This window comes from Streptomyces sp. NPDC021212, from assembly GCF_044332925.1.
Taxonomy (GTDB): Bacteria; Actinomycetota; Actinomycetes; order Streptomycetales; family Streptomycetaceae; genus Streptomyces.
Window position 1 is genome coordinate 62,340 of record NZ_JBIRPZ010000004.1, and the last position, 20,326, is coordinate 82,665.

Consider the following 20,326-nt stretch of genomic DNA (forward strand, 5'->3'; position numbering starts at 1 on the left):
GGTGCCGTGTGAGAAGGCGATCACCTCTCGGGAAGGGCGTGCCCGGACCGACCCGGGCGCGGGTCCCGAGAGGTAGTCGGGCCGACCCGTACATCTGCAGCTTGCTGCACTCATATAGTTATTGCAAGTTATTTGCAATAACCCGTCACAGCGTGGACCGGACCTCGCGGGCCGCCGCGACCAGGTGGTCCAGGGAGGCGCGGACCTCGGGCCAGGCGCGGGTCTTCAGGCCGCAGTCCGGGTTGGCCCAGAGGCGTTCGGCGGGGATGGCGGCCAGGGCCGTGCGGAGCAGGGCGGCGGTTTCGGCAGGGTCGGGGACGCGTGGGGAGTGGATGTCGTAGACGCCGGGGCCGACCTCGCGGGGGTAGTGGGCGTCGGCGAGTTCGGTGGCGACCCGCATATGGGAGCGGGCGGCCTCCAGGCTGATGACGTCGGCGTCGAGGTCGTCGATTGCCGGGAGGATGTCCCCGAACTCGGCGTAGCACATATGGGTGTGGATCTGGGTGTCCGCGCGGACGCCGCCGGTGGTGAGGCGGAACGCCTCGGTGGCCCAGGCCAGGTAGGAGGGGCGGTCGGCGGCGCGCAGGGGGAGGGTTTCACGCAGGGCGGGTTCGTCGACCTGGATGACCGGGGTGCCCTCGGTCTCCAGGTCGGCCACCTCGTCGCGCAGGGCGAGGGCCACCTGGCGTGCGGTGTCGGCGAGGGGCTGGTCGTCGCGGACGAAGGACCAGGCGAGCATGGTGACGGGGCCGGTGAGCATGCCCTTGACCGGGCGGTCGGTGAGGGACTGGGCGTACGTCGTCCAGCGCACCGTCATGGGCTCGGGCCGGGAGATGTCGCCGGCGAGGATCGGGGGGCGGACGTAGCGGGTGCCGTAGGACTGGACCCAGCCGTGCTGGGTGGCGAGGTAGCCGGTGAGCTGTTCGGCGAAGTACTGGACCATGTCGTTGCGTTCGGGCTCGCCGTGCACCAGGACGTCGATGCCCGCCTTCTCCTGGAAGGCGATCACGTCCTGGATCTCGGCGGCGATGCGCTGTTCGTATCCGGCGGTGTCGAGCGTTCCGGCCCGCAGGTCGGCGCGGGCGGTGCGCAGCTCGGTGGTCTGCGGGAAAGAGCCGATGGTGGTCGTCGGCAGCGCGGGCAGCCGCAGCCGGGCGCGCTGGGCCGGGGCGCGCTCGGCGTACGGCTCGGGCCGGTGGGCGTCGGCGTCGGTGACGGCCCCGGCGCGGGCGCGTACGGCCGGGTCGCGGGTGAGCGCGGAGGTGGCCCGGGAGGCCAGGTCGGCGCGGTTGGCGGCGAGTTGGGCGGCGATGGTGCCGGTGCCCTGGGCGATGCCGCGGGCGAGGGTCGCGACCTCGGTGGTCTTCTGGCGGGCGAAGGCCAGCCAGCGGGCGATCCGGGGGTCGATGTCGCGTTCGGCCATGGCATCGAGGGGGACGTGGAGGAGGGAGCAGGAGGCGGCGACGTCGACCCGGTCGGCGAGGCCGAGCAGGGTGCCGAGCGTGGCCAGCGAGGCGGCGAGGTCGTTGATCCATACGTTGCGGCCGTCCACGACGCCCGCGACGAGGCGCTTGCCGGGCAGGCCGCCGACGGCGGCGAGGTCGTCGAGGTTGGCGGCGGCGGGCCCGGTGAAGTCGAGCGCCAGCCCGTCCACGGGGGCCTTGGCCAGTACGGGGAGGGCCTGGCCGAGGCGGTCGAAGTACGAGGCGACCAGCAGCCGGGGGCGGTCGGCGAGGGCGCCCAGTTCGCGGTACGCACGGGCGGCGGCGTTCAGCTCGGCGGCGGTGCGGTCCTGGACGAGCGCGGGTTCGTCCAGCTGGACCCACCCGGCGCCGGCCGCCCGCAGATCGGCCAGCACCTCCGCGTACACCGGCAGCAGCCGGTCCAGCAGGGTGAGCGGCTCGAAGTCCGGCGCGATGCCGGGTGCGGGCTTGGCGAGCAGGAGGTAGGTGACGGGGCCGACCAGGACCGGCCGGGCGGTGTGACCGAGTGCGACCGCTTCCGACAGCTCGGCGATCTGCTTCGTCGAGTCGGCGGCGAAGACGGTGCCGGGGCCGAGTTCGGGCACCAGGTAGTGGTAGTTGGTGTCGAACCACTTGGTCATCTCCAGCGGCGCGGCCTCCTGGGTGCCGCGCGCCATGGCGAAGTAGCCGTCCAGCGCGTCGGCTTCGACTGCGGCGCGGTGGCGGTCCGGTACGGCGCCGACCATGACGCTGGTGTCCAGCACATGGTCGTAGTAGGAGAAGTCGCCGGTCGGCACCTCGTGGAGACCGGCGTCGGCGAGCTGCCGCCAGTTCGCCTGGCGCAGGTTCGCGGCGGTCTCCCGGAGGGCGTCGGCGCCGACCCGGCCCTTCCAGTAGCCCTCGACGGCCTTCTTCAGTTCGCGGTGGTGCCCCTGGCGGGGGTAGCCGTACACGGTGGCCCGTGCCGCCGCGGCCGCGGATGTCGCTGTCACGTAGCTCTCCTTCGCGAGCGTGCTCTCCTGAGGATCCCGGCGGGTTCAGGGGCGCGAAGGAGCGACGAACCGGGCGGCTCGGCCACGCGTTCGGTTACGCGCGCGTCCGCCTGGTGGGTACGCCGACCCGCCCTCGAGGTCACCGGGATGTCCGCGCGCGATCGGTCGCGCACGGGCAACGGGCAGGTCTTCGGACTCGCGGGCACGCCTCGTGTCGTCGTCACGCCGTGGTCACGTCGTGACGTACGAGACACCTACTGGCCGTCGCTTCCCGGATCCGTCTCCCGGACCCAGTGCGTATGACGGCGGTCGTTCCCGCTCACCGCTGCGGGGCAGTCCCGGATTTCCACCGGGTTCCCTCTTACGACGCGCCTGCCTGGCGGACAGGGCGAACCAGCTGCGGGGCCCAGCCTAGGCCGTGGTGCCGGATCGGGGCACCCCCCTTCCACAGGGGCACGAGGTAGAAAGGGCTCATGGCGCGCCGTTCCTCAGCCTCTGGAGCCTCTGGTTCCGAAGCCTCTGAAGCCCCTGCTTCCGAAGGCTCCGCTTCCGAAGCCTCCCCGTCCGATTCCTCCCCGTCCCCTGCCGACGCCGACGCCCCCGCGTCCGACGCCGAGGCGATGGTCACCGCCGTGCTGACCGCGTCCCGGCTGCTCGTCGCCGTCTCCGCCCGGTCGTTGGCCGCGGTGGAGGAGTCCCTGACGCTGCCGCAGTTCCGGATGCTGGTCGTCCTGGACGCCGGCGGGCCGCTGAGCCTGTCCGGGCTGGCCGGGGAGCTGGGCGTCCAGCCGTCGACCGCCATGCGCATGATCGACCGCCTGGTCACGACGGGCGTGGTCGAGCGTGGCGTCGCCCCCGGGGACCGGCGTACCAGCATGATCTCGCTCACCCCGGCCGGCCGGCGGATCGTGGCCGAGGTCACCGATCGGCGCCGCCAGGAGATCGCGCGCATCGTCGACGTCATGCCCGCCGGACAGCGCCGTCATCTGATCGAGGCGCTGCAGGCGTTCGCCGAGGCGGGCGGCGAACCGGCCGTCGAGACCGACCCACAGCCCCACGCCGCCTGGTGAGCGCGTAGGCGCCCGGCAGCCGCACCCCCGTGACCCTGCGAGAATGATCAGCTGCTCTGGGAAACCGTAAGACCGGTGGGTGGCCGGGGGGACGAGGACGTGCGATGAGGCTGCGGGAGCGGCTGCGGTATTGGTTCGACGGCACGATGGACCGCGGGACGCCCGCCCTGATCGGCTGGCTCGGCCTCGCCTCGCTGGCGTTGATCGCCGTGGTCTCCACGCTGGTGGTCGCCTTCAGCCGCGACGACACCCGGAAGAGTGGCGGCTGGTCGGGCGTGGTGTGGATGAGCCTGCTGCGGACGCTCGATCCGGGCACCATGGGCGGGGACGAAGGGCGACCGCTGTTCCTGGTCCTGATGCTCACGGTCACGATCGGCGGCATCTTCATCGTCAGCGCGCTCATCGGTGTGCTCACCACGGGCCTGGAGAACCGGATCCAGATGCTGCGCAAGGGGCGGTCGCGGCTGATCGAGCGCGGCCACACGATCGTGCTGGGCTGGTCGGACCAGGTGTTCACGGTGATCGCGGAGCTGGTGGAGGCCAACCAGGGCGCCCGCCGCTCCTGTGTGGTGATCCTCGCCGACCACGACAAGGTCGACATGGAGGACCAGATCCGCGACCGGATACCCGCGACCGGCCGCACCCGGGTGGTCTGCCGCTCCGGAAGTCCGCTGGAGCGGGGCGATCTGGAGCTGGTGAGCCCGGACACCGCCAAGTCGATCATGGTGTTGCCCCCGGTCGGGGACGACACCGACACGGACGTCATCAAGGTGCTCCTGCTGCTCAACAGCCGGAAGTGGAAGGGGCCGCGGCCGAACGTCGTGGCGGCGGTGGAGAGTTCTGACAACCTGCCCGCGGCCCGTCTCGCCGCCGGTACGAACGCGCTGATCATCGACGCCGACGACATCGCCGTACGGCTCATCGCCCAGGCGCACCGGCAGTCGGGGCTGTCCAGCGTCTTCAACGAACTGCTCAGCTTCGAAGGCAACGAGTTCTACTTCCACGAGCAGCCCGCGCTGGCGGGTTCGACGTACGCGGACACCCTGGACCACTACGCGCTGGGCATGGCCGCCGGGCTGCGCAGGAGCGACGGTGAGGTGCTGCTCAACCCGCCGATGGACACCGTCGTCCGGGCCGACGACCAGCTGCTGGTGATGGCCGAGGACGATCTGCTGATACGGCGCGCCGAGACCCGGCCCGAGATCGTCCCGTCCGCGATCACCACCGCGCCGGGCCGGCCGCCGGTACCGGACCGCACCCTGCTGATCGGCTGGAACTCCCGGGCGTCGAAGCTCATCACGCTGCTGGACAGCTTCGTCGAGCCCGGCTCCGCGGTGGACGTCGCGGCGCCGCGGCGGCCGCGGAAGGGGGTGCCGGAGGGGCTGAAGAACCTGACGGTCGGCCACAAGCGGTGCGAACCGACCCGCCGGTCGTCCCTGGAGGCCCTGGACCTCGGCGGCTACCAGCACATCGTGGTGCTGTCCGACGACACCATCGACCCCAAGCGCGCCGATGACCGGACGCTGGTGACGCTGCTGCACCTGCGCGACATCGAAGTACGGCTTGGCGACCCGTACTCGATCGTCACGGAGATGAACGACGACAGCAACCGGGAGATCGCCCAGGTCACCAAGGCCGACGACTTCATCGTCAGCACCAAGGTCATCAGCCTGCTGCTGACCCAGCTGACCGAGAACCGCGACCTCTACACGGTGTTCATCGACCTCTTCGACCCGGAGGGTTCGGAGATCTACCTCAAGCCCGCCACCAACTACCTGGAGCCCGGGGCCGAGGCCAACTTCGCGACGGTCATCGAGGCCGCACGGCGGTGCGGCGAGACGGCCCTCGGCTACCGGCTGGCACGCCACGCCGACGTGCCGCCCGGCTACGGCGTCCACCTCAACCCCGACAAGGCCGCGCCGCTGGTCCTGGACGAGGGCGACGCGATCGTCGTGCTCGCCGAGGAGTAACGCTTCTGCGGCCCCGGTTCGCAGGCTCGGCTCCTACTGGCGGCTCAGGGAGCGGCTGACGCCCGCCGCCGTGGTGGTGGCCAGAATCCAGCCGGTGACGATCAAGAGGTACGAGAACCACTGGTACCCGCCGTGCGGGGCGAAGGCGTCCTCCTGCCCGAAGCCGATGATGGGGAGGAGCAGGTCGAGGGTGTAGAAGACCGGGTTGAAGTCGGGGGCCTCGCCGGATTTCAGGGGCCGCGGGTGGTGCAGGGCGAAGGCCAGGGTGCCGGTGAGGAGCAGGGCGAAGAGCCAGCCCGCGGCGCGCAGGGGGCGGAAGCCGTAGCCGACGGTGACGTCCTGGAGGTGGCCCCACGCGCGGGCGTAGCGCGGGAGGGTGCGGCGGTGACGGCGGAGTTTGGCGAGCTGGACGGTGCGGGCGGCGGCCTCGTCGCCCGCGGCACGGTAGGCCGTGGTCAACTGCTCGTAGGAGGCGGGGAGATAGCCCTCCTTCTCACGTTCCAGAAGCGGCAGCCGCTCTTCGGCGGGGAGGTGCGGGGCGAGGCTGCGGTAGCCGAGGCCGTCGATCCGTACGCGGTCGGGCCAGACCTCGGGGCGGATGTGCAGCAGGTCGATCTGGGAGCGGCGCAGGTTCACATCGCCCTCGATGGGGGCGGCCTCGCGGAACCACAGCTCGCCGATGGCGCAGCTGCTGGCGCGCAGGGCCTGGCCGCCGGGGTGGGACAGCCGGGCGTAGGCGAGGTTGAGGTGGCGGGGCACCCGGGCCCCGCTGACGTTGAGGCATCCATGGGCGCGTAGCCGCATGGCGTGCAGATCGTTGCCGACGGACAGGTTCTCGGCATGCAGGGCGGTGCCGCCGGGGACGTGGAGTTCGCTGTCGTCGAGGTTCACCTGGCCGGTGACGGTGGCCTCGTTGAGCCGTATCTGCCCGTGGGCGACGAGGCCCTTGGCCTGGACGTCGGCGCCGATGGCGGCGTGGTTGAGCTGGAGGATCGGCTGTTCGCCGCGGGTGTCCGGAGTGCCCAGGCGCGCCCCGTCGAGGAAGAGCCCTCCGGCGATCTGCGCCCCCGCGAGCCGCACCGGGCCCGTCGTGCGACACCTGCTCATCCGCAGGACACCCTCGGTGTGCAGGGCCCCGGCCGTGAGCTCGGGAAGGGTGGAGTCGCTGAGCACCAGGACGCGCAGCCGGGCCCCGTACAGCTGCGGGGTCCGCTCGAAGTGGCAGGACCGCAGCCGTACGGCGTGCTCGACCACCCCGTACTTCAGGCGCAGCTCCCCGGTGATGCGCGCGCCGATCAGCTTCAGGCCCGCCACCTCGCCGTCGCGCGTGGGGCCGCTGAGCAGCAGCGCGCGCAGCACCTCGGCTCGTATGGTCCGCTCGGGGCCCCAGGAGCCGCCGACTTCGGGATCGTCGTCGGCATCGTCGCCGGCGCCTTCGCGGAAATCGACGACCTCATCGAGCGGGAAGGCCCGCCAGACGCGCCGCTCCGCCGGTGTCAGGTCCGTGATCTCCACCGGCGGGATCGTGTCGTGGCGGGGTTCGGGGTGTCAACCGCGTTGCGTTTCGCGGGCCTTCGGCTCGGTGGGGGCGGTGTCGGCCGCGGGGGCCGCGGCGGGCCTGGGGCGGATGAGACGGCGCGCCAGGGGCTCGGTCCAGCGGGCGGTGAGGGGGCCGACGATGACCAGGATCAGGACGTACGCCGTGGCCAGGGGGCCCAGCGACGGTTCGATGCCCGCGGTGACGGCGAGACCGGCGATGACGATGGAGAACTCGCCGCGCGCCACCAGGGTGCCGCCCGCGCGCCAGCGGCCCTTGACGGAGATCCCGGCGCGCCGCGCGGCCCAGTAGCCGGTGGCGATCTTGGTGCAGGTGGTGACGACGGCCAGCGCGAGGGCGGGCAGGAGGACCGGCGGGATGCTGGCCGGGTCGGTGTGCAGGCCGAAGAAGACGAAGAAGACGGCCGCGAACAGGTCGCGCAGCGGGCTGAGCAGGTTGTGGGTGCCCTCGGCGACCGAGCCGGTGAGGGCGATGCCCACCAGGAACGCGCCCACGGCGGCGGAGACCTGGAGCTGCTGGGCTATGCCGGCGACCAGCAGGGTCAGGCCCAGCACCACCAGCAGCAGCTTCTCGGGGTCGTCGCTGGAGACGAAGCGGGAGATGTGGCGGCCGAAGCGGACGGCGACGAAGAGGACCAGGCCCGCGACGCCGAGCGCGATGGCGAGGGTGACGCTGCCCGCGGCCAGCCCGACACCGGCCAGCAGGGCGGTGACGATCGGCAGATAGACGGCCATCGCCAGGTCTTCGAGGACCAGGATGGACAGGATGACCGGGGTTTCGCGGTTGCCGAGCCGGCCGAGGTCTCTGAGGACCTTGGCGATGACGCCGGACGAGGAGATCCAGGTGACCCCGGCCAGCACCACGGCGGCCACCGGCCCCCAGCCCAGCAGCAGCGCCATGATGGCGCCGGGCAGGGCGTTGAGTGTGGCGTCGACCAGCCCGGCCGGGTACTGGGTCTTGAGGTTGCTGACCAGATCGCTGGCGGTGTACTCCAGCCCCAGCATCAACAGCAGCAGGACGACGCCGATTTCGGCGCCGATCGCGACGAACTCCTCACTGGCCCCGAGCGGAAGCAGCCCGCCCTCGCCGAAGGCCAGCCCGGCGAGCAGATAGAGAGGTATGGGCGAGAACTGGAAGCGTCCGGCGAGTCGGCCCAGCAGTCCGAGGCAGAGGATGACCGCACCGAACTCGATCAGGAAGACGGCAGAAGAGTGCATCTGTCTGTCACTCCCGCCCCAATATCGCCGCGGCGGCTTCCACGCCCTCGCGCGTGCCGATCACGATCAGGATGTCGCCTCCGGCCAGCCGGAAGTCCGGGGCCGGGGAGGGGATGGCGTCCGCCCGGCGCAGCACGGCCACGATGGAGGTGCCGGTCTCGGTGCGGGTCCGCGTCTCGCCCAGCACTCGCCCGTTCCAGTGCGAGTACGGGGACAGCTCGATCCGCTCGGCGACGAGCCCCAGCTCGGTGGTGGAGAGCAGCGTGGGGCTGTGGTGCGCGGGCATCAGCGCGCTGATGAGCGCCTCCGCCTCGCCCGGGGTGAGCCGGGTGGACAGGGCGCACTCGTCGGGGTCCTCGCGGCGGTACGCGCTCAGCGTCCGTCCGCCGTCGCGGTGGGCGACCACCGAGAGCCGCCCCTGGTCCCGCGTCGTCAGGTCGTAACGGACTCCGATGCCCGGCAACGGCGTGCTGCTCAACCGCGGAACACCCACAGCGATCCCCTCGTTCGTGCGCGACTTCGTGCTGGTCACGCGGGTCGTAGTGTCGTCCGCCCACCGTAACAAATGGTAAAGAGTAAGTAATGGCGGATAGTGATCCGAGGGCCGGTGGAACAATCCGCGTTCGGGCGTCCGTACGCCCGGGAGACGCGCGAGAAAGACGGTGATCATGATCGAGTGGCGGCAGCTCAGCGTCGGCATGCGGCCCGTTCCCGAGCCCGTCGCCACCCCGGTCATCTGGGCCGCGGCCTTCGCCGGGGCCCTGTTGCTGGTGGCCGTCCTCAACTCCCTCGGCGGCCACGGTCGGCCGATGCTCGCCCTGATCGCGCTGTCGCTGTTCGCCGCCGTGCTCGGGCTGTGCGCGCGCTTCGTGGCGGCGCCGGGGACGGCGGTGCTGTGCTGGCTGTTCCTCAACGCCTTCGCCATCCCGCCCGCGGGGGAGCTGACCTGGGCGGGCGGCCGCGACGGCACCTGGCTCGGGTGCCTGCTCGGCGCGGCCGTCGTCGGGACGGCCTGCGCCCGAGTCGTCAACGCCCGGGCGGGCTACCGGCGCATCACGCCGCGCGACCACTGAGCGGGGACCGGGACCGGCCCCGGATCGGGCCCGGGACCGGCCCCGATCGTGCCGGTATGGCCGGGGCGCGGGCCCCGGCCATACCGGACCGCCCTCGTAAGGGCTACTCCTCGTTGCCGTAAGGCCGGGTGATGATCTCCATGCCATGACCGGCCGGGTCCATGAAGTACAGCCCGCGGCCGCCGTAGTGGTGGTTGATCTCGCCCGGCTGCTTACCGTGCGGATCGGCGTAATACGTGATGCCCTGCTCCTGTATCCGCTGGAACGCCGCGTCGAACTCCTCGTCGGAGATGAGGAACGCGTAATGCTGCATGGTGATCGACTCGGCGGGGATACTGGCGAAGTCCAGGGTGACCCCATTGCTGGTGGAGACCGGGATGAACGGGCCCCACTCGTCCCCCACCTCCAGGCCCAGAATAGTGGCCAGGAATTCGGCGGATTCCCGCTTGTCCAGGGAATGGACGATCGTGTGGTTCAACTCGACTGACACAGTGGAATGCCTCCAATTAAGGCAATCTCACGGGCACCTCCATGCCTCACCCGGCCGGTGACCGACACGCGGTGCCGTATCTCCACCCTAGGCGCCGCCCCGCTCGTCCGTCGAGCCTCCCTGAACAGCCCGGACGGCCTGGACCGCCGCCACGCTGAAGATTCCGCCCTCGGCGTCGCGGAGTGCCGCGATCCGGCCGTAGGGGGTGTCGGCCGGCGGGGAAATGACGCTTCCGCCCAGCTCCACGGTGCGTTCGGCGACCTGGTCGACGTCCGCGACCCGGAAATAGGCATGCCAGCGGGGCCGCACAGTCGGATCGGGGGCGGCCTCCAGGGCGCCGCCGCGCAGCCCGGCCACCGCCTTACCGTCGATGTGCAGGACCACCCGGTCATGCTCGAAGCGGACGTCGCACCGCTCCCGCGCCTGGGCGTCCCAGCCGAAGACATGGCCGTAGAAGAGCGCCGCGTCGAACGCGTCACGCGTACGCAATTCCAGCCACACGGGCGCACCCGGCCTGCGCTCACCCCACCAGGCGGAGGTGAGATCGCCCTCCCAGATGCCGAAGACGGCGCCGTCCGGATCGGCCGCCCAGGCCACCCGGCCGTTGCCGAATTCCAGCGGGCCGACCGCGACCGTGCCCCCGCGCTCCTGGACGCGCCAGGCCGCCTCGTCCGCACTGTCCGCCGCGAAGTACGTCGTCCAGGTGACCGGAAGCGTCACCCCCGCCGACGGCGCCGACGCACCGATGCCGACCGTCGGTACGCCATCGTCGGTGCACGCGATGGTGTAGCGGCCGTGCCCGTACCGCGTGGGCCGGAACGTCCAGCCGAAGAGATTTCCGTAGAAGGCGTGCGCGCGGTCCAGATCGGCTGCCATCAGGCTCACCCAGCAGGGTGCTCCCTGGACAGCACGGAACCTCTCCCGCAAGCCGCTCACCTCACTCCCTTCACTCCGCATCCCTCGCGACGCACGGCCATTCCGCGCGCATCCGCGCGCAGCCCTCATTGCTCGCGCGTCATGCCCGATATCTTCACTTTCCTCCGATCCTCCGGCCCGCGCCACCGCACTGATCACCGAGCGACCCGGCAGGCGGCCGCGGCGCGGCTGTGGTACATCACACCGGGACGCGTCCGCCAACGTGTGACGGACGACCCTCCGCGGCAGGGCAGTATTGCGCCCATGTCGAATCTCCGCTCGAACATCGTCACGTGGCTGGGCCGCAAGTACTTCACGAAGATTCAGAAGAACGGGTTCGATCTGTCCAAGATGTCGTTTCTTCCGGATGCCACGCTGGCACCACTGAAGCGCGACGGGCTGGACCCCGTGGCCGATCTCTCCAAAACCCGGGCAAAGGAACCCATCAGCAAGATATGGCTCCCTTTCGGGATCAACGGCTGGCTCGTCACCGGTTATGACGAGACCAAGGCGGTGCTCGGAAAGGCGAAGGGGTTCAGCTCCGACTTCACCAACCTCGCCGAGAAGACCGTCGGCCTCGCCCAACAGCAGAATCCCGGCGGCCTCGGCTTCAGCGATCCACCGACGCACACGAGACTGCGACGGCTGCTGACGCCCGAATTCACCATGCGACGGCTCAGCCGGCTCACCCCGCGCATCCACGCCATCGTGGAGGAACGCCTGGACGACATGGCCGCGGCGTCGGCCGAGGGCCCGGTCGACCTGGTGGAGATGTTCGCGCTCCCCATTCCCGCCCTCGTCATCTGCGAACTGCTCGGCGTTCCGTACGAGGACCGTGAGGACTTCCAGCGGCACAGCACGGCACGATTCGATCTGGGCAGCGGCGCGAACGCGTCCTTCGGCGCCATGTCGGATTCGCTGACATATCTGCACGGAATCGTCCGCAAGCAGCGGGAAGAACCGGGTGACGGGCTGCTCGGGATGCTGGTGAAGGAACACGGCGACGACATCGACGACCAGGAGCTGGCGGGGCTGGCCGACGGCGTGCTGACGGGCGGTCTGGAAACCACCGCGAGCATGCTGGCGCTGGGCACGCTCGTGCTGCTCCAGGCCCCCGAACAGTTCGCGGCGATTCGCGATCAGGAAGAGGTCGTCGACAGCTTCGTGGACGAACTGCTGCGCTATCTCTCCGTCGTCCAGGTGGCGTTCCCGCGGTTCGCGCGCGAGGACATGGAGATAGCGGGCACGAAGATATCCGCCGGTGATCTGGTGCTGTGCTCGCTGAGCGGCGCGAATCGCGACGAAAAGCTGGGCCCGGACATGGAGCGGGTCGATCCGCACCGGCAGACACCGTCTCATCTGGCCTTCGGCCACGGAATTCACCGCTGCATCGGCGCCGAACTGGCCAAGATGGAACTCCGCGCGGCCTACCCCGCGCTGGTCAGGCGATTCCCGGAGATGCGGCTGGCCGTCGACGCCGACCGGCTCAAGTACCGGAAGCTGTCCATCGTTTACGGCGTCGACGCGCTGCCGGTGACGCTGCGCTAGGCGAGCGCCGGAGGGGACCAGGGAAGGGGAAGAAGGGGGCAAGGGCGGGAAATCACGGGGTGATACGGGGAGATGGAAGCCTGTCAGATGGGGATCTGCCGGGTGAGAACTGCTGGGTGGGGAACTGCTGCATCGAGGACCGCTGGGTGGGGAACCGTCAGAAACGCTCGGTCGGTTGATCACGCCCGGCCGGCGGCTCGTACGCACGGGGCCAGAATTCGGTGATGGTCTGGATCCTGCCGTCCGGCCCGGAGGTGAAGAAGCTGATGCCCTGCGTCTCCTCCTCCTCGTCCTCCTCGTCGCTGAACCGGACCCAGGAGACCGCCTGGGCGGTGTCGGCGACCACGCGCTCGACCTCCAGGCTCCACTCGCCGAGCTGCTCGGCGTTGAAGCGGACCACGCCGTCCCGGCCGACCACCCGCTCCCGGGTCTGTGGAAGCTCGTAGCGGACATCGTCGGCAAGGGTCGCGCCGAACGCCCTCCAGTCTCTGGCCTGGGCCGTTGCCCAGTATGTCTCCACAGTCGCGGCTATGTCGCCCATCGTCGCCCCCTCCATTCCGGCCCGTCCGTCCATGCCCGCCGCGAACGTTATCCACAGGCGCGAGGGGACGCCAGCGCGGATGTCGGGGTGCGGCGCAGAATGGGGTCATGACTGAGAGCACGGAGTCCATGCCGGACTGGGAGAAGCGGTTTCGGGCACCGCGAGTGGGGTTGCCGGAGTGGGCGGAGGACGCCCCGGACCGGTCGCTGTTCGTCTCGAACGCCACGGGCACATACGAGCTGTACGCATGGGATCGCGCGACCGGCGCGCAACGGCAGGTGACGGACCGGCCGAACGGGACGACGGACGGGGTGCTGACCCCGGATGGCCAGTGGATCTGGTGGTTCTCGGACACCGATGGTGATGAGTTCGGGGTGTGGCTGCGCCAGCCCTTCGAAGGCGGCACGGGCGGCGACAGCGGCGAAGGCGGGAGCACGGGGGCGGACGAGCCCGCGGCGCCCGGTCTCGCACCCTCCTATCCGGCGGGTCTCGTCCTCGGCCGGGACGGCACGGCGGTCGTCGGCCGGTCCACGGACGAGGAGGGTTCGACGATCCATGTGGTGGCGCCGGGAGCCGAGCCCCGGGAGATCTACCGGCACCGGGAGTCGGCCGGAGTGGGCGACCTGTCGCACGACGGGACGCTGATCGCCCTTGAGCACACCGAGCACGGCGACGCCATGCACTCGGCGATCCGGGTCGTCCGGCTGGACGGGACGGCGGTCGCGGAGCTGGACGACACCAAGGGCGGCACCGAGGAGCTGGGCCTGTCCGTCATGGGCTTCGCGCCGGTCGCCGGGGACACCCGGCTGCTGGTCGGGCACCAGCGGCGGGGCCGGTGGGAGCCGATGGTGTGGGATCCGCAGACCGGGGTGGAGACGGCCCTGGCCATCGACCTGCCGGGCGATGTCGGCGCGGACTGGTTCCCGGACGGCTCGGCGCTGCTGGTTTCCCACGACCACCAGGCGCGCGGCGAGCTGTGGCGGTATGAGCTGGCCTCCGGCGAGCTGACCCGCGTCGAGACCCCGGCCGGGTCGATCGCGGGCGCCGGCGCGCGGCCGGACGGCACGATCGAGTTCCTGTGGTCCTCGGCCGAGCAGCCGCCGCAGGTGCGGTCGACGAGCGGGCGGACCGTGCTCGACCCGCCGGGGCTCAAGGCCCCCGTATCGGTGCCGGTCACCGACGCCTGGGTGGACGGGCCGGGCGGGCGGGTGCACGCGCTGGTGCAGAAGCCCGAGGGCGAGGGCCCCTTCCCCACCGTCTTCGACATCCACGGCGGGCCGACCTGGCACGACAGCGACTCCTTCGCGGGGGGCCCGGCGGCCTGGGTCGACCACGGTTTCGCCGTCGTCCGGGTCAACTACCGCGGGTCCACCGGGTACGGACGGGCCTGGACGGACGCGCTCAAGCACCGGGTCGGGCTGATCGAGCTGGAGGACATCGCGGCGGTCCGGGAGTGGGCGGTGGCCTCAGGGCTGGCCGACCCCGAGCGGCTGGTGCTGTCCGGCGGCTCCTGGGGCGGCTATCTGACGCTCCTGGGCCTGGGCACCCAGCCCGGGGCCTGGGCGCTGGGCCTGGCCGCGGTCCCGGTCGCGGACTACGTAACGGCCTACCACGACGAGATGGAGGCCCTGAAGGCGATGGACCGCACGCTCCTCGGGGGCACCCCGGAGGAGGTCCCGGAGCGCTTCGAGGCGTCCTCCCCGCTGACCTACGTGGATCAGGTGCGGGCGCCGGTCTACATCTCGGCCGGGGTGAACGATCCGCGCTGTCCGATACGGCAGATCGACAACTATGTGGAGCGGCTGCGGCAGCGCGGCGCCCCGCACGAGGTGTACCGCTACGACGCGGGGCACGGCTCGCTCGTGGTCGAGGAGCGGATCAAGCAGTTGCGCTTGGAGATCGAGTTCGCCCAGCGTCATCTGAACCTTCCGGGCCCGAATCTTCCGGGCCCGGGGCGCGGTCCGGCCGCGGCCCGGCCGGAGGAGCCGCAGGCCCGTCCGGAGTGATGCCCAGCGCGAGGTCGTGGGCGGCCTCGACCTCGCGCCGGAAAAGCCGGAACCACATGAAGACCACGAAGCCCGCGAAGACGAACCACTCACCGGTGTAGCCGAGGTTCTGGAACGCCTTGAGGTCCAGCCCGGTGCCCGCCGCCACGACGGGGGGCACCGGCTTCAGGGCCCCGGGCGCCTTGGAGGAGGTGATCCACGCGTCGTACACCGTGTACGGCACCAGGTTGACCAGCGAGGCGTCGCTGATCATGCCCAGCTGACCGCGCGGCAGGGTGCCGCTCGCGCTCACCCCGCCGCTGCCCTCGTGCTCGGTCGCCTGGAGCGCACCGGTGACCGTCACCCGCCCGGACGGCGGCGCGGGCACCTTGGCGGTGTCGGCCTTGGAGGAGGCGTCCCCGGGCAGCCAGCCGCGGACGACGGGCAGCGCCTTCCCCCCGTCGGTGCGCAGCAGCGTCAGCACATAGAAGCCGGTTCGGTCGCCGAGCCGCCGGTCGGGAACGAGGAGTTGGTGTTCGGTGTCATACCGGCCGGTGGCGGTCGCCCGCCGCCCGGAGGTCTCCGTGGTGACCGGCAGCAGGTCGCGCAGCGGCTTCGCCGCGGCCTTCTCGGCGCCGGACGCCTCGTCCTGCTGCTGCTTGTGCGTGTCGATGCGCGCCTCGAAGCGGCCGAGCTGCCAGCTGCCCATGAAGAGGCAGAACGGGATCGCCACCACGGTGAACACGTTGATCACCCACCAGCGGGGTGTCAGCAGAAACCGATACACACCCCCACGGTACGGGCCCCATGGCGGGCCCCCGGCGGCGGGCCCCGGCATCACACCGCCGGGACGGCGCCGGAGAGGCGGCCCGGGAGGAGGCTCGGGATGCGGCCCGGGAGGAAGCTCGGGAGGCGGCCCGGGAGGAAGCTCGGGAGGCGGCTCAGGAGGGTGCCAGCAGGCCGGTGCCGTAGACCGTCCCCGCGCAGGCGCCGCTCAGGGTCACGCTGCCGACCGCGGGCTCGCCCGCCTCCGGCGTATAGGCGACCTGGACACTCGCGGCGGGCTGCTCGCCACCGCCGCCGCCCGGGGAGCCGCTGGGGTCACCCGAGCCGGGCTGGTCCGCCGGGCCGCCGGCGGCGTCCGGGGAGGGGCTGGCGGTGGGCGTGCCGCCGGAGGTGGAGCATCCGCTGGTGCCGCCGCCCGACGCCGGTATCCAGGCGAACCGGACCTCGTACGCCTGGCCCGGCTGGAGGATCAGCGTGCCCGGTTCGGTGGCCGGGTCGGGCAGCCCGGTGGCCGCGTCACCCGCCGTGTGATCGACGAAGAAGACCTTCGCGGGATCCGCTCCGCCCTGCGCGGTCACGCCGAACGTGCCGTCGCCCTCGACCATGCACGTCTGCCCGGATTTGTTCACGACGCGGAACGAGCCGTAGATCCGGCCCTCGGCGTCCGCCGCTCCGGCCGAGCCGCCGCTGCCGCCGAGTTGGGTGCGGGAGCAGGTGGGCGAGGTGGCGTTCAGCGTGCTGGTGGGGTCGGGGGCGGTGCCGCCCGAGACGCCGCCCGAGGTGCCCTTGGACGGCTTGTCGTTGTCCCTCTTGCCGTCCTTGTCCTTGTCGCCGCGGTGATCCGTCCGGGCCTTGTCGGAGGGCCCGTCGGGGTCCTTGCCGCCGCTGCCCTCGCCGCGCTCGCTGTGGTCGCCCTCCTCGGGGGTGTGGTGGCTGCTGGCCGCGTTGGCCGGGCGGTCCTCCGAGGCGTTGCTGCCCGACGTGACGTGCACCAGGGCGGGCAGCGCGGCGCCGCCCAGCACCACCGCCGCCACGGCCCCGACCAGGGCCTGGCGGCGCCGCGCCCGGCGGGCGGGCACGGCGCGCCGCAGATGCTCCAGGGAGCGCGCGGTCGGCTCCAGGTCATCCACCGCGTGGTGCAGCATCCGCCGTAGCGCCTGCTCGTCCACGTCGCCGTCGCCCGCACCGCGTATGTCACCCGCGTCGCCGGCGCCGTCCGAACCCGCGCCGTCCGAATCCGCTTCGCCGGGAGCGGCGTTCAGCGGCTCGCGGTCGGCCTTCCGGTCGTCCCCGCGGTCGGGGTCCTCCGGGCCCGGCGTGTCGTTCTCGTGGTTCATGCCGGAGCCTCCATGGCGACGCGGAGCGCCGCGATGCCGCGCGAGCCGTACGCCTTGACCGAGCCGAGCGATATGCCCAGCGTCTCGGCCACCTGGGCCTCGGTCATGTCGGCGAAGTAGCGCAGCACGAGGACCTCGCGCTGGCGGCGCTGCAGCCCCTTCATCGCCTTGATCAATTGGTCGCGCTCCAGCTGGTCGTACGCGCCTTCCTCGGCACTGGCCATGTCCGGCATCGGCTTGGAGAGCAGCTTCAGCCCGAGGATGCGGCGGCGCAGGGCGGAGCGGGAGAGGTTGACGACCGTCTGCCGCAGATAGGCGAGGGTCTTCTCCGGGTCGCGGACTCTTCGGCGCGCCGAGTGCACGCGGATGAACGCCTCCTGCACCACGTCCTCGCAGGAGGCGGTGTCGTCGAGGAGGAGCGCGGCGAGCCCGAGCAGCGACCGGTAGTGGGCGCGGTAGGTCTCGGTGAGGTGATCGACTGTGGTCCCCGCTGCCATCGCGTCGTCAGTGTCCTCGCGCCCTGTCGTGAGGGGCGCAGGGCGGGCGGTCGACCAAGGCGCGATCACCGGCATACCGCCTGATGTGCGCGGACGCGGGGGCCGCACTGCCGTGCCGCCGCGCCCTGGAACCGTTGCGATGCCGAATACCTCTGCCACGTCTGTTGGACACGCTGTCCCCTGTAAGGGTTGTACGCGTGAGGCACCGCTTTTGACGCTGCACCAGATCCCCCCATGCGCCCCAACTCTCCCCAATGCCCAGTTTTCACAGCGCCCACGGGTGGGCGACCAGAAAGACGCTCCCCGCTCGCTGCCGGTTGCAGCAAGCGGGGAGCGGTTCGTCGGACGGGCCATCGGACCGGACCAACTGGTCCAGGCCATGAGCCAGATCACAGGATATTCACATTATCGAGGGCGCGCATCCTGTGCTGTGCGCCCCTGTGCGGGGACGGGGCGAGGGCGGGGGCGCTACGCGGCGGTCAGCTCCGCCGCGACGACCTCGGCGATCTGCGCGGTGTTGAGGGCCGCGCCCTTGCGGAGGTTGTCGCCGCACACGAAGAGTTCGAGCGCCTTCGGGTCGTCCAGCGAGCGCCGCACCCGGCCGACCCACGTCGGATCGGTGCCCACGACATCGGCGGGCGTCGGGAACTCGCCCTCCGCCGGGTTGTCGCACAGCACCACACCCGGCGCACCGGCCAGGATCTCGTGCGCCGCCTCCACCGTGACCTCGTTCTCGAACCGCGCGTGCACGGCCAGCGAGTGGGTGGTGATCACGGGAACGCGCACACAGGTCGCGGTGACCCGCAGGCCCGGCAGCCCCAGGATCTTGCGGGACTCGTTCCGTACCTTCAGCTCCTCCGAGGACCAGCCGTCCTCCTTGAGCGAGCCCGCGAACGGCACCACGTTGAGCGCCATCGGCGCCGGGAACGGCCCGGTCTCGCCGACCGCCCGCCTCACGTCGCCCGGGTGCGTGCCCAGCTCCGTACCGGCCACCAGCGCGATCTGCTCGCGCAGGGCGTCGACGCCCTCCTTGCCCGCGCCGGAGACCGCCTGGTACGAGGAGACGATCAGCTCGCTCAGCCCGAACTCGGCGTGCAGCGCGCCCATCGCGACGATCATCGACAGCGTGGTGCAGTTCGGGTTGGCGATGATGCCGCGCGGCCGGACGCGCGCCGCGTGCGCGTTCACCTCGGGCACCACCAGCGGCACGTCCGGGTCCATCCGGAAGGCGCCGGAGTTGTCCACGACGACCGCACCCTTGCTCGCCGCGACCGGCGCCCACTGGGCCGAGACCTCGTCGGGGACGTCGAACATCGCGACGTCGACGCCCTCGAACGCGTCCTCGGCCAGCGCGACGACCTCGACCTGCTCGCCCCGGACGGTCAGCTTCCGCCCGGCCGAACGCGGGGAGGCGATCAGCCTGATCTCGCCCCAGACGTCGGCCCGCTCGGACAGGATCGAGAGCATGACAGTGCCGACGGCGCCGGTCGCACCGACGACAGCGAGCGTCGGCTTGCGGCCACCGGTGCCGCCGGCCCGGGTCATCGTCCGGTCCCTCCGTACACGACCGCCTCGACGCTGTCGCTGTCCAGCCCGAACGCGCTGTGAACGGCGCGGACCGCGTCCTTCACGTCGTCGGCGCGGGTGACGACCGAGATGCGGATCTCGGAGGTCGAGATCAGCTCGATGTTGACCCCGGCGTTCGACAGCGCCTCGAAGAAGGTCGCGGTCACGCCCGGGTTGGTCCGCATCCCGGCGCCGATCAGCGAGATCTTGGCGATCTGGTCGTCGTAGCGCAGCGAGTCGAAGCCGATCTGCGGCTTCGCCTTGGTCAGCGCCTCCATCGCCCGGTGGCCGTCCGTCTTGGGCAGCGTGACGGAGATGTCGGTCAGCCCGGTCGACGCGGCGGAGACGTTCTGCACCACCATGTCGATGTTGATCTCGGCGTCCGAGATCGTGCGGAAGATGGCCGCGGCCTCACCCGGCTTGTCCGGCACCCCGACGACCGTGACCTTGGCCTCGGACGTGTCGTGTGCGACCCCGGAGATGATCGCCTGCTCCATGCCTTCTTCTCCTTCTCCCGCTTCCTGCCGATTGCGCACCCAGGTGCCCTGATGGCCGGAGAACGACGACCGTACGTGGATGGGGATGTTGTACCGGCGCGCGTACTCCACGCAGCGCAGATGCAACACCTTGGAGCCGCTCGCCGCCAGCTCCAGCATGTCCTCGTACGGGATTTCGTTGATCTTGCGAGCCTTCTTCACCACGCGCGGGTCGGAGGTGAACACTCCGTCCACGTCGGTGTAGATCTCGCACACCTCGGCATCCAGGGCCGCCGCCAGGGCCACCGCGGTGGTGTCCGAGCCGCCCCGGCCGAGGGTGGTGATGTCCTTGCTCTCCTGGGACACCCCCTGGAAGCCCGCGACGATCGCGACCGCGCCCAGCTCGAGCGCGTCGCGGATGCGCCCCGGCGTGACATCGATGATCCGCGCTTTGTTGTGGACCGCGTCGGTGATGACTCCCGCCTGGCTGCCGGTGAACGACAGCGCCTCGTGACCGAGGTCTTTGATCGCCATGGCCAGCAACGCCATGGAGATTCGCTCTCCCGCGGTCAGCAGCATGTCGAACTCGCGCCCAGTAGGAATCGGGGATACCTGCTCGGCGAGATCGATCAGCTCGTCCGTCGTGTCGCCCATCGCGGAAACCACGACGACCACCTGGTGGCCGTTCTTCTTGGCTTCGACGATTCGCTTGGCGACCCGCTTGATGCCCTCGGCATCGGCAACGGAGGAGCCTCCGTACTTCTGCACGACAAGGCCCACGTGCGCTCCTCGCAGATCTCAATAATGCGGTCGGCTCAGTTTAGCGAGCGGCCGGAAAGTGC

16 protein-coding genes, 1 pseudogene and 1 riboswitch are annotated in these 20,326 nt (G+C 71.1%); of the genes and pseudogenes, 5 read left to right on the forward strand and 12 right to left on the reverse strand.

Annotated elements, in window-relative coordinates; translation table 11 throughout:
- Positions 1-145: 145 nt before the first annotated feature.
- Complete coding sequence (gene metE, locus ACH4SI_RS11680; RefSeq protein ID WP_398295363.1) at positions 146-2,455, reverse strand: 5-methyltetrahydropteroyltriglutamate--homocysteine S-methyltransferase; 2,310 nt, start codon at positions 2,453-2,455, stop codon at positions 146-148.
- A gap of 163 nt (positions 2,456-2,618) precedes the next feature.
- Positions 2,619-2,850, reverse strand: a riboswitch (cobalamin riboswitch).
- A gap of 225 nt (positions 2,851-3,075) precedes the next feature.
- On the opposite strand from metE, the gene ACH4SI_RS11685 reads away from it, so the two are divergent.
- Together ACH4SI_RS11685 and ACH4SI_RS11690 are read left to right on the forward strand one after the other, a co-directional pair.
- On the forward strand, positions 3,076-3,525 hold the full coding sequence (locus ACH4SI_RS11685; RefSeq protein ID WP_398295365.1) for a MarR family winged helix-turn-helix transcriptional regulator: 450 nt from the start codon (positions 3,076-3,078) through the stop codon (positions 3,523-3,525).
- A 104-nt stretch (positions 3,526-3,629) separates the two neighbouring features.
- The gene (locus ACH4SI_RS11690; protein WP_398295367.1) at positions 3,630-5,495 is read left to right on the forward strand and encodes a potassium transporter TrkA; all 1,866 of its coding nucleotides are present in this window, start codon (positions 3,630-3,632) and stop codon (positions 5,493-5,495) included.
- A 33-nt stretch (positions 5,496-5,528) separates the two neighbouring features.
- On the opposite strand, the gene ACH4SI_RS11695 is transcribed toward ACH4SI_RS11690, so the two are convergent.
- The 3 genes from ACH4SI_RS11695 to ACH4SI_RS11705 are packed head-to-tail and all read right to left on the reverse strand — an operon-like array spanning position 5,529 to position 8,763.
- Positions 5,529-7,010 carry a membrane-associated oxidoreductase gene (locus ACH4SI_RS11695; RefSeq protein ID WP_398295369.1) on the reverse strand — a complete coding sequence of 494 codons (1,482 nt, stop codon included), beginning with the start codon at positions 7,008-7,010 and terminating at the stop codon, positions 5,529-5,531.
- Positions 7,011-7,043: 33 nt separating this feature from the next.
- The gene (locus tag ACH4SI_RS11700; protein WP_398295371.1) at positions 7,044-8,270 is read right to left on the reverse strand and encodes a cation:proton antiporter; all 1,227 of its coding nucleotides are present in this window, start codon (positions 8,268-8,270) and stop codon (positions 7,044-7,046) included.
- Between the two features lie 7 nt (positions 8,271-8,277).
- Positions 8,278-8,763, reverse strand: coding sequence for a cation:proton antiporter regulatory subunit (locus ACH4SI_RS11705; protein ID WP_398296046.1), 486 nt, complete (start codon positions 8,761-8,763; stop codon positions 8,278-8,280).
- A gap of 175 nt (positions 8,764-8,938) precedes the next feature.
- On the opposite strand from ACH4SI_RS11705, the gene ACH4SI_RS11710 reads away from it, so the two are divergent.
- Positions 8,939-9,343, forward strand: coding sequence for a hypothetical protein (locus ACH4SI_RS11710; RefSeq protein WP_398295373.1), 405 nt, complete (start codon positions 8,939-8,941; stop codon positions 9,341-9,343).
- Positions 9,344-9,446: 103 nt separating this feature from the next.
- Here the strand turns inward: ACH4SI_RS11710 and ACH4SI_RS11715 are convergent, their stop codons facing one another.
- Together ACH4SI_RS11715 and ACH4SI_RS11720 are read right to left on the reverse strand one after the other, a co-directional pair.
- Positions 9,447-9,833 carry a VOC family protein gene (locus ACH4SI_RS11715; protein ID WP_398295375.1) on the reverse strand — a complete coding sequence of 129 codons (387 nt, stop codon included), beginning with the start codon at positions 9,831-9,833 and terminating at the stop codon, positions 9,447-9,449.
- A gap of 87 nt (positions 9,834-9,920) precedes the next feature.
- Positions 9,921-10,709 carry a VOC family protein gene (locus ACH4SI_RS11720; RefSeq protein ID WP_398296047.1) on the reverse strand — a complete coding sequence of 263 codons (789 nt, stop codon included), beginning with the start codon at positions 10,707-10,709 and terminating at the stop codon, positions 9,921-9,923.
- A gap of 303 nt (positions 10,710-11,012) precedes the next feature.
- Here ACH4SI_RS11720 and ACH4SI_RS11725 point away from each other — a divergent pair, with 303 nt between their 5' ends.
- Positions 11,013-12,296: a cytochrome P450 gene (locus ACH4SI_RS11725; protein WP_398295377.1), complete on the forward strand. Its 1,284-nt coding sequence runs from the start codon at positions 11,013-11,015 to the stop codon at positions 12,294-12,296.
- Positions 12,297-12,453: 157 nt separating this feature from the next.
- Here ACH4SI_RS11725 and ACH4SI_RS11730 read toward each other — a convergent pair whose 3' ends face one another.
- On the reverse strand, positions 12,454-12,837 hold the full coding sequence (locus tag ACH4SI_RS11730; RefSeq protein WP_398295379.1) for a nuclear transport factor 2 family protein: 384 nt from the start codon (positions 12,835-12,837) through the stop codon (positions 12,454-12,456).
- A gap of 128 nt (positions 12,838-12,965) precedes the next feature.
- On the opposite strand from ACH4SI_RS11730, the gene ACH4SI_RS11735 reads away from it, so the two are divergent.
- Entirely contained in the window at positions 12,966-14,843 is a 1,878-nt protein-coding gene (locus ACH4SI_RS11735) for a S9 family peptidase (RefSeq protein ID WP_398296048.1), read from the forward strand.
- On the opposite strand, the pseudogene ACH4SI_RS11740 reads toward ACH4SI_RS11735, so the two are convergent.
- From ACH4SI_RS11740 to ACH4SI_RS11760, 5 genes and pseudogenes are all read right to left on the reverse strand, one after another.
- Positions 14,725-15,609 (reverse strand): annotated as a pseudogene (locus ACH4SI_RS11740) (SURF1 family protein); the annotation flags it as partial. The gene ACH4SI_RS11735 and the pseudogene ACH4SI_RS11740 overlap by 119 nt on opposite strands.
- Before the next feature lie 154 nt (positions 15,610-15,763).
- Positions 15,764-16,945 carry a hypothetical protein gene (locus tag ACH4SI_RS11745; protein ID WP_398295382.1) on the reverse strand — a complete coding sequence of 394 codons (1,182 nt, stop codon included), beginning with the start codon at positions 16,943-16,945 and terminating at the stop codon, positions 15,764-15,766.
- A complete protein-coding gene (locus ACH4SI_RS11750) occupies positions 16,942-17,517 on the reverse strand; it encodes a SigE family RNA polymerase sigma factor (RefSeq protein ID WP_398295384.1) in 576 nt (191 codons plus the stop codon). Before ACH4SI_RS11750 ends, ACH4SI_RS11745 begins: the two co-directional genes overlap by 4 nt.
- 393 nt (positions 17,518-17,910) lie before the next feature.
- A complete protein-coding gene (locus ACH4SI_RS11755; protein WP_398295386.1) occupies positions 17,911-18,987 on the reverse strand; it encodes an aspartate-semialdehyde dehydrogenase in 1,077 nt (358 codons plus the stop codon).
- On the reverse strand, positions 18,984-20,264 hold the full coding sequence (locus ACH4SI_RS11760) for an aspartate kinase (protein ID WP_398295389.1): 1,281 nt from the start codon (positions 20,262-20,264) through the stop codon (positions 18,984-18,986). The genes ACH4SI_RS11755 and ACH4SI_RS11760 overlap by 4 nt, the downstream gene beginning before the upstream one ends.
- Positions 20,265-20,326: the final 62 nt, after the last annotated feature.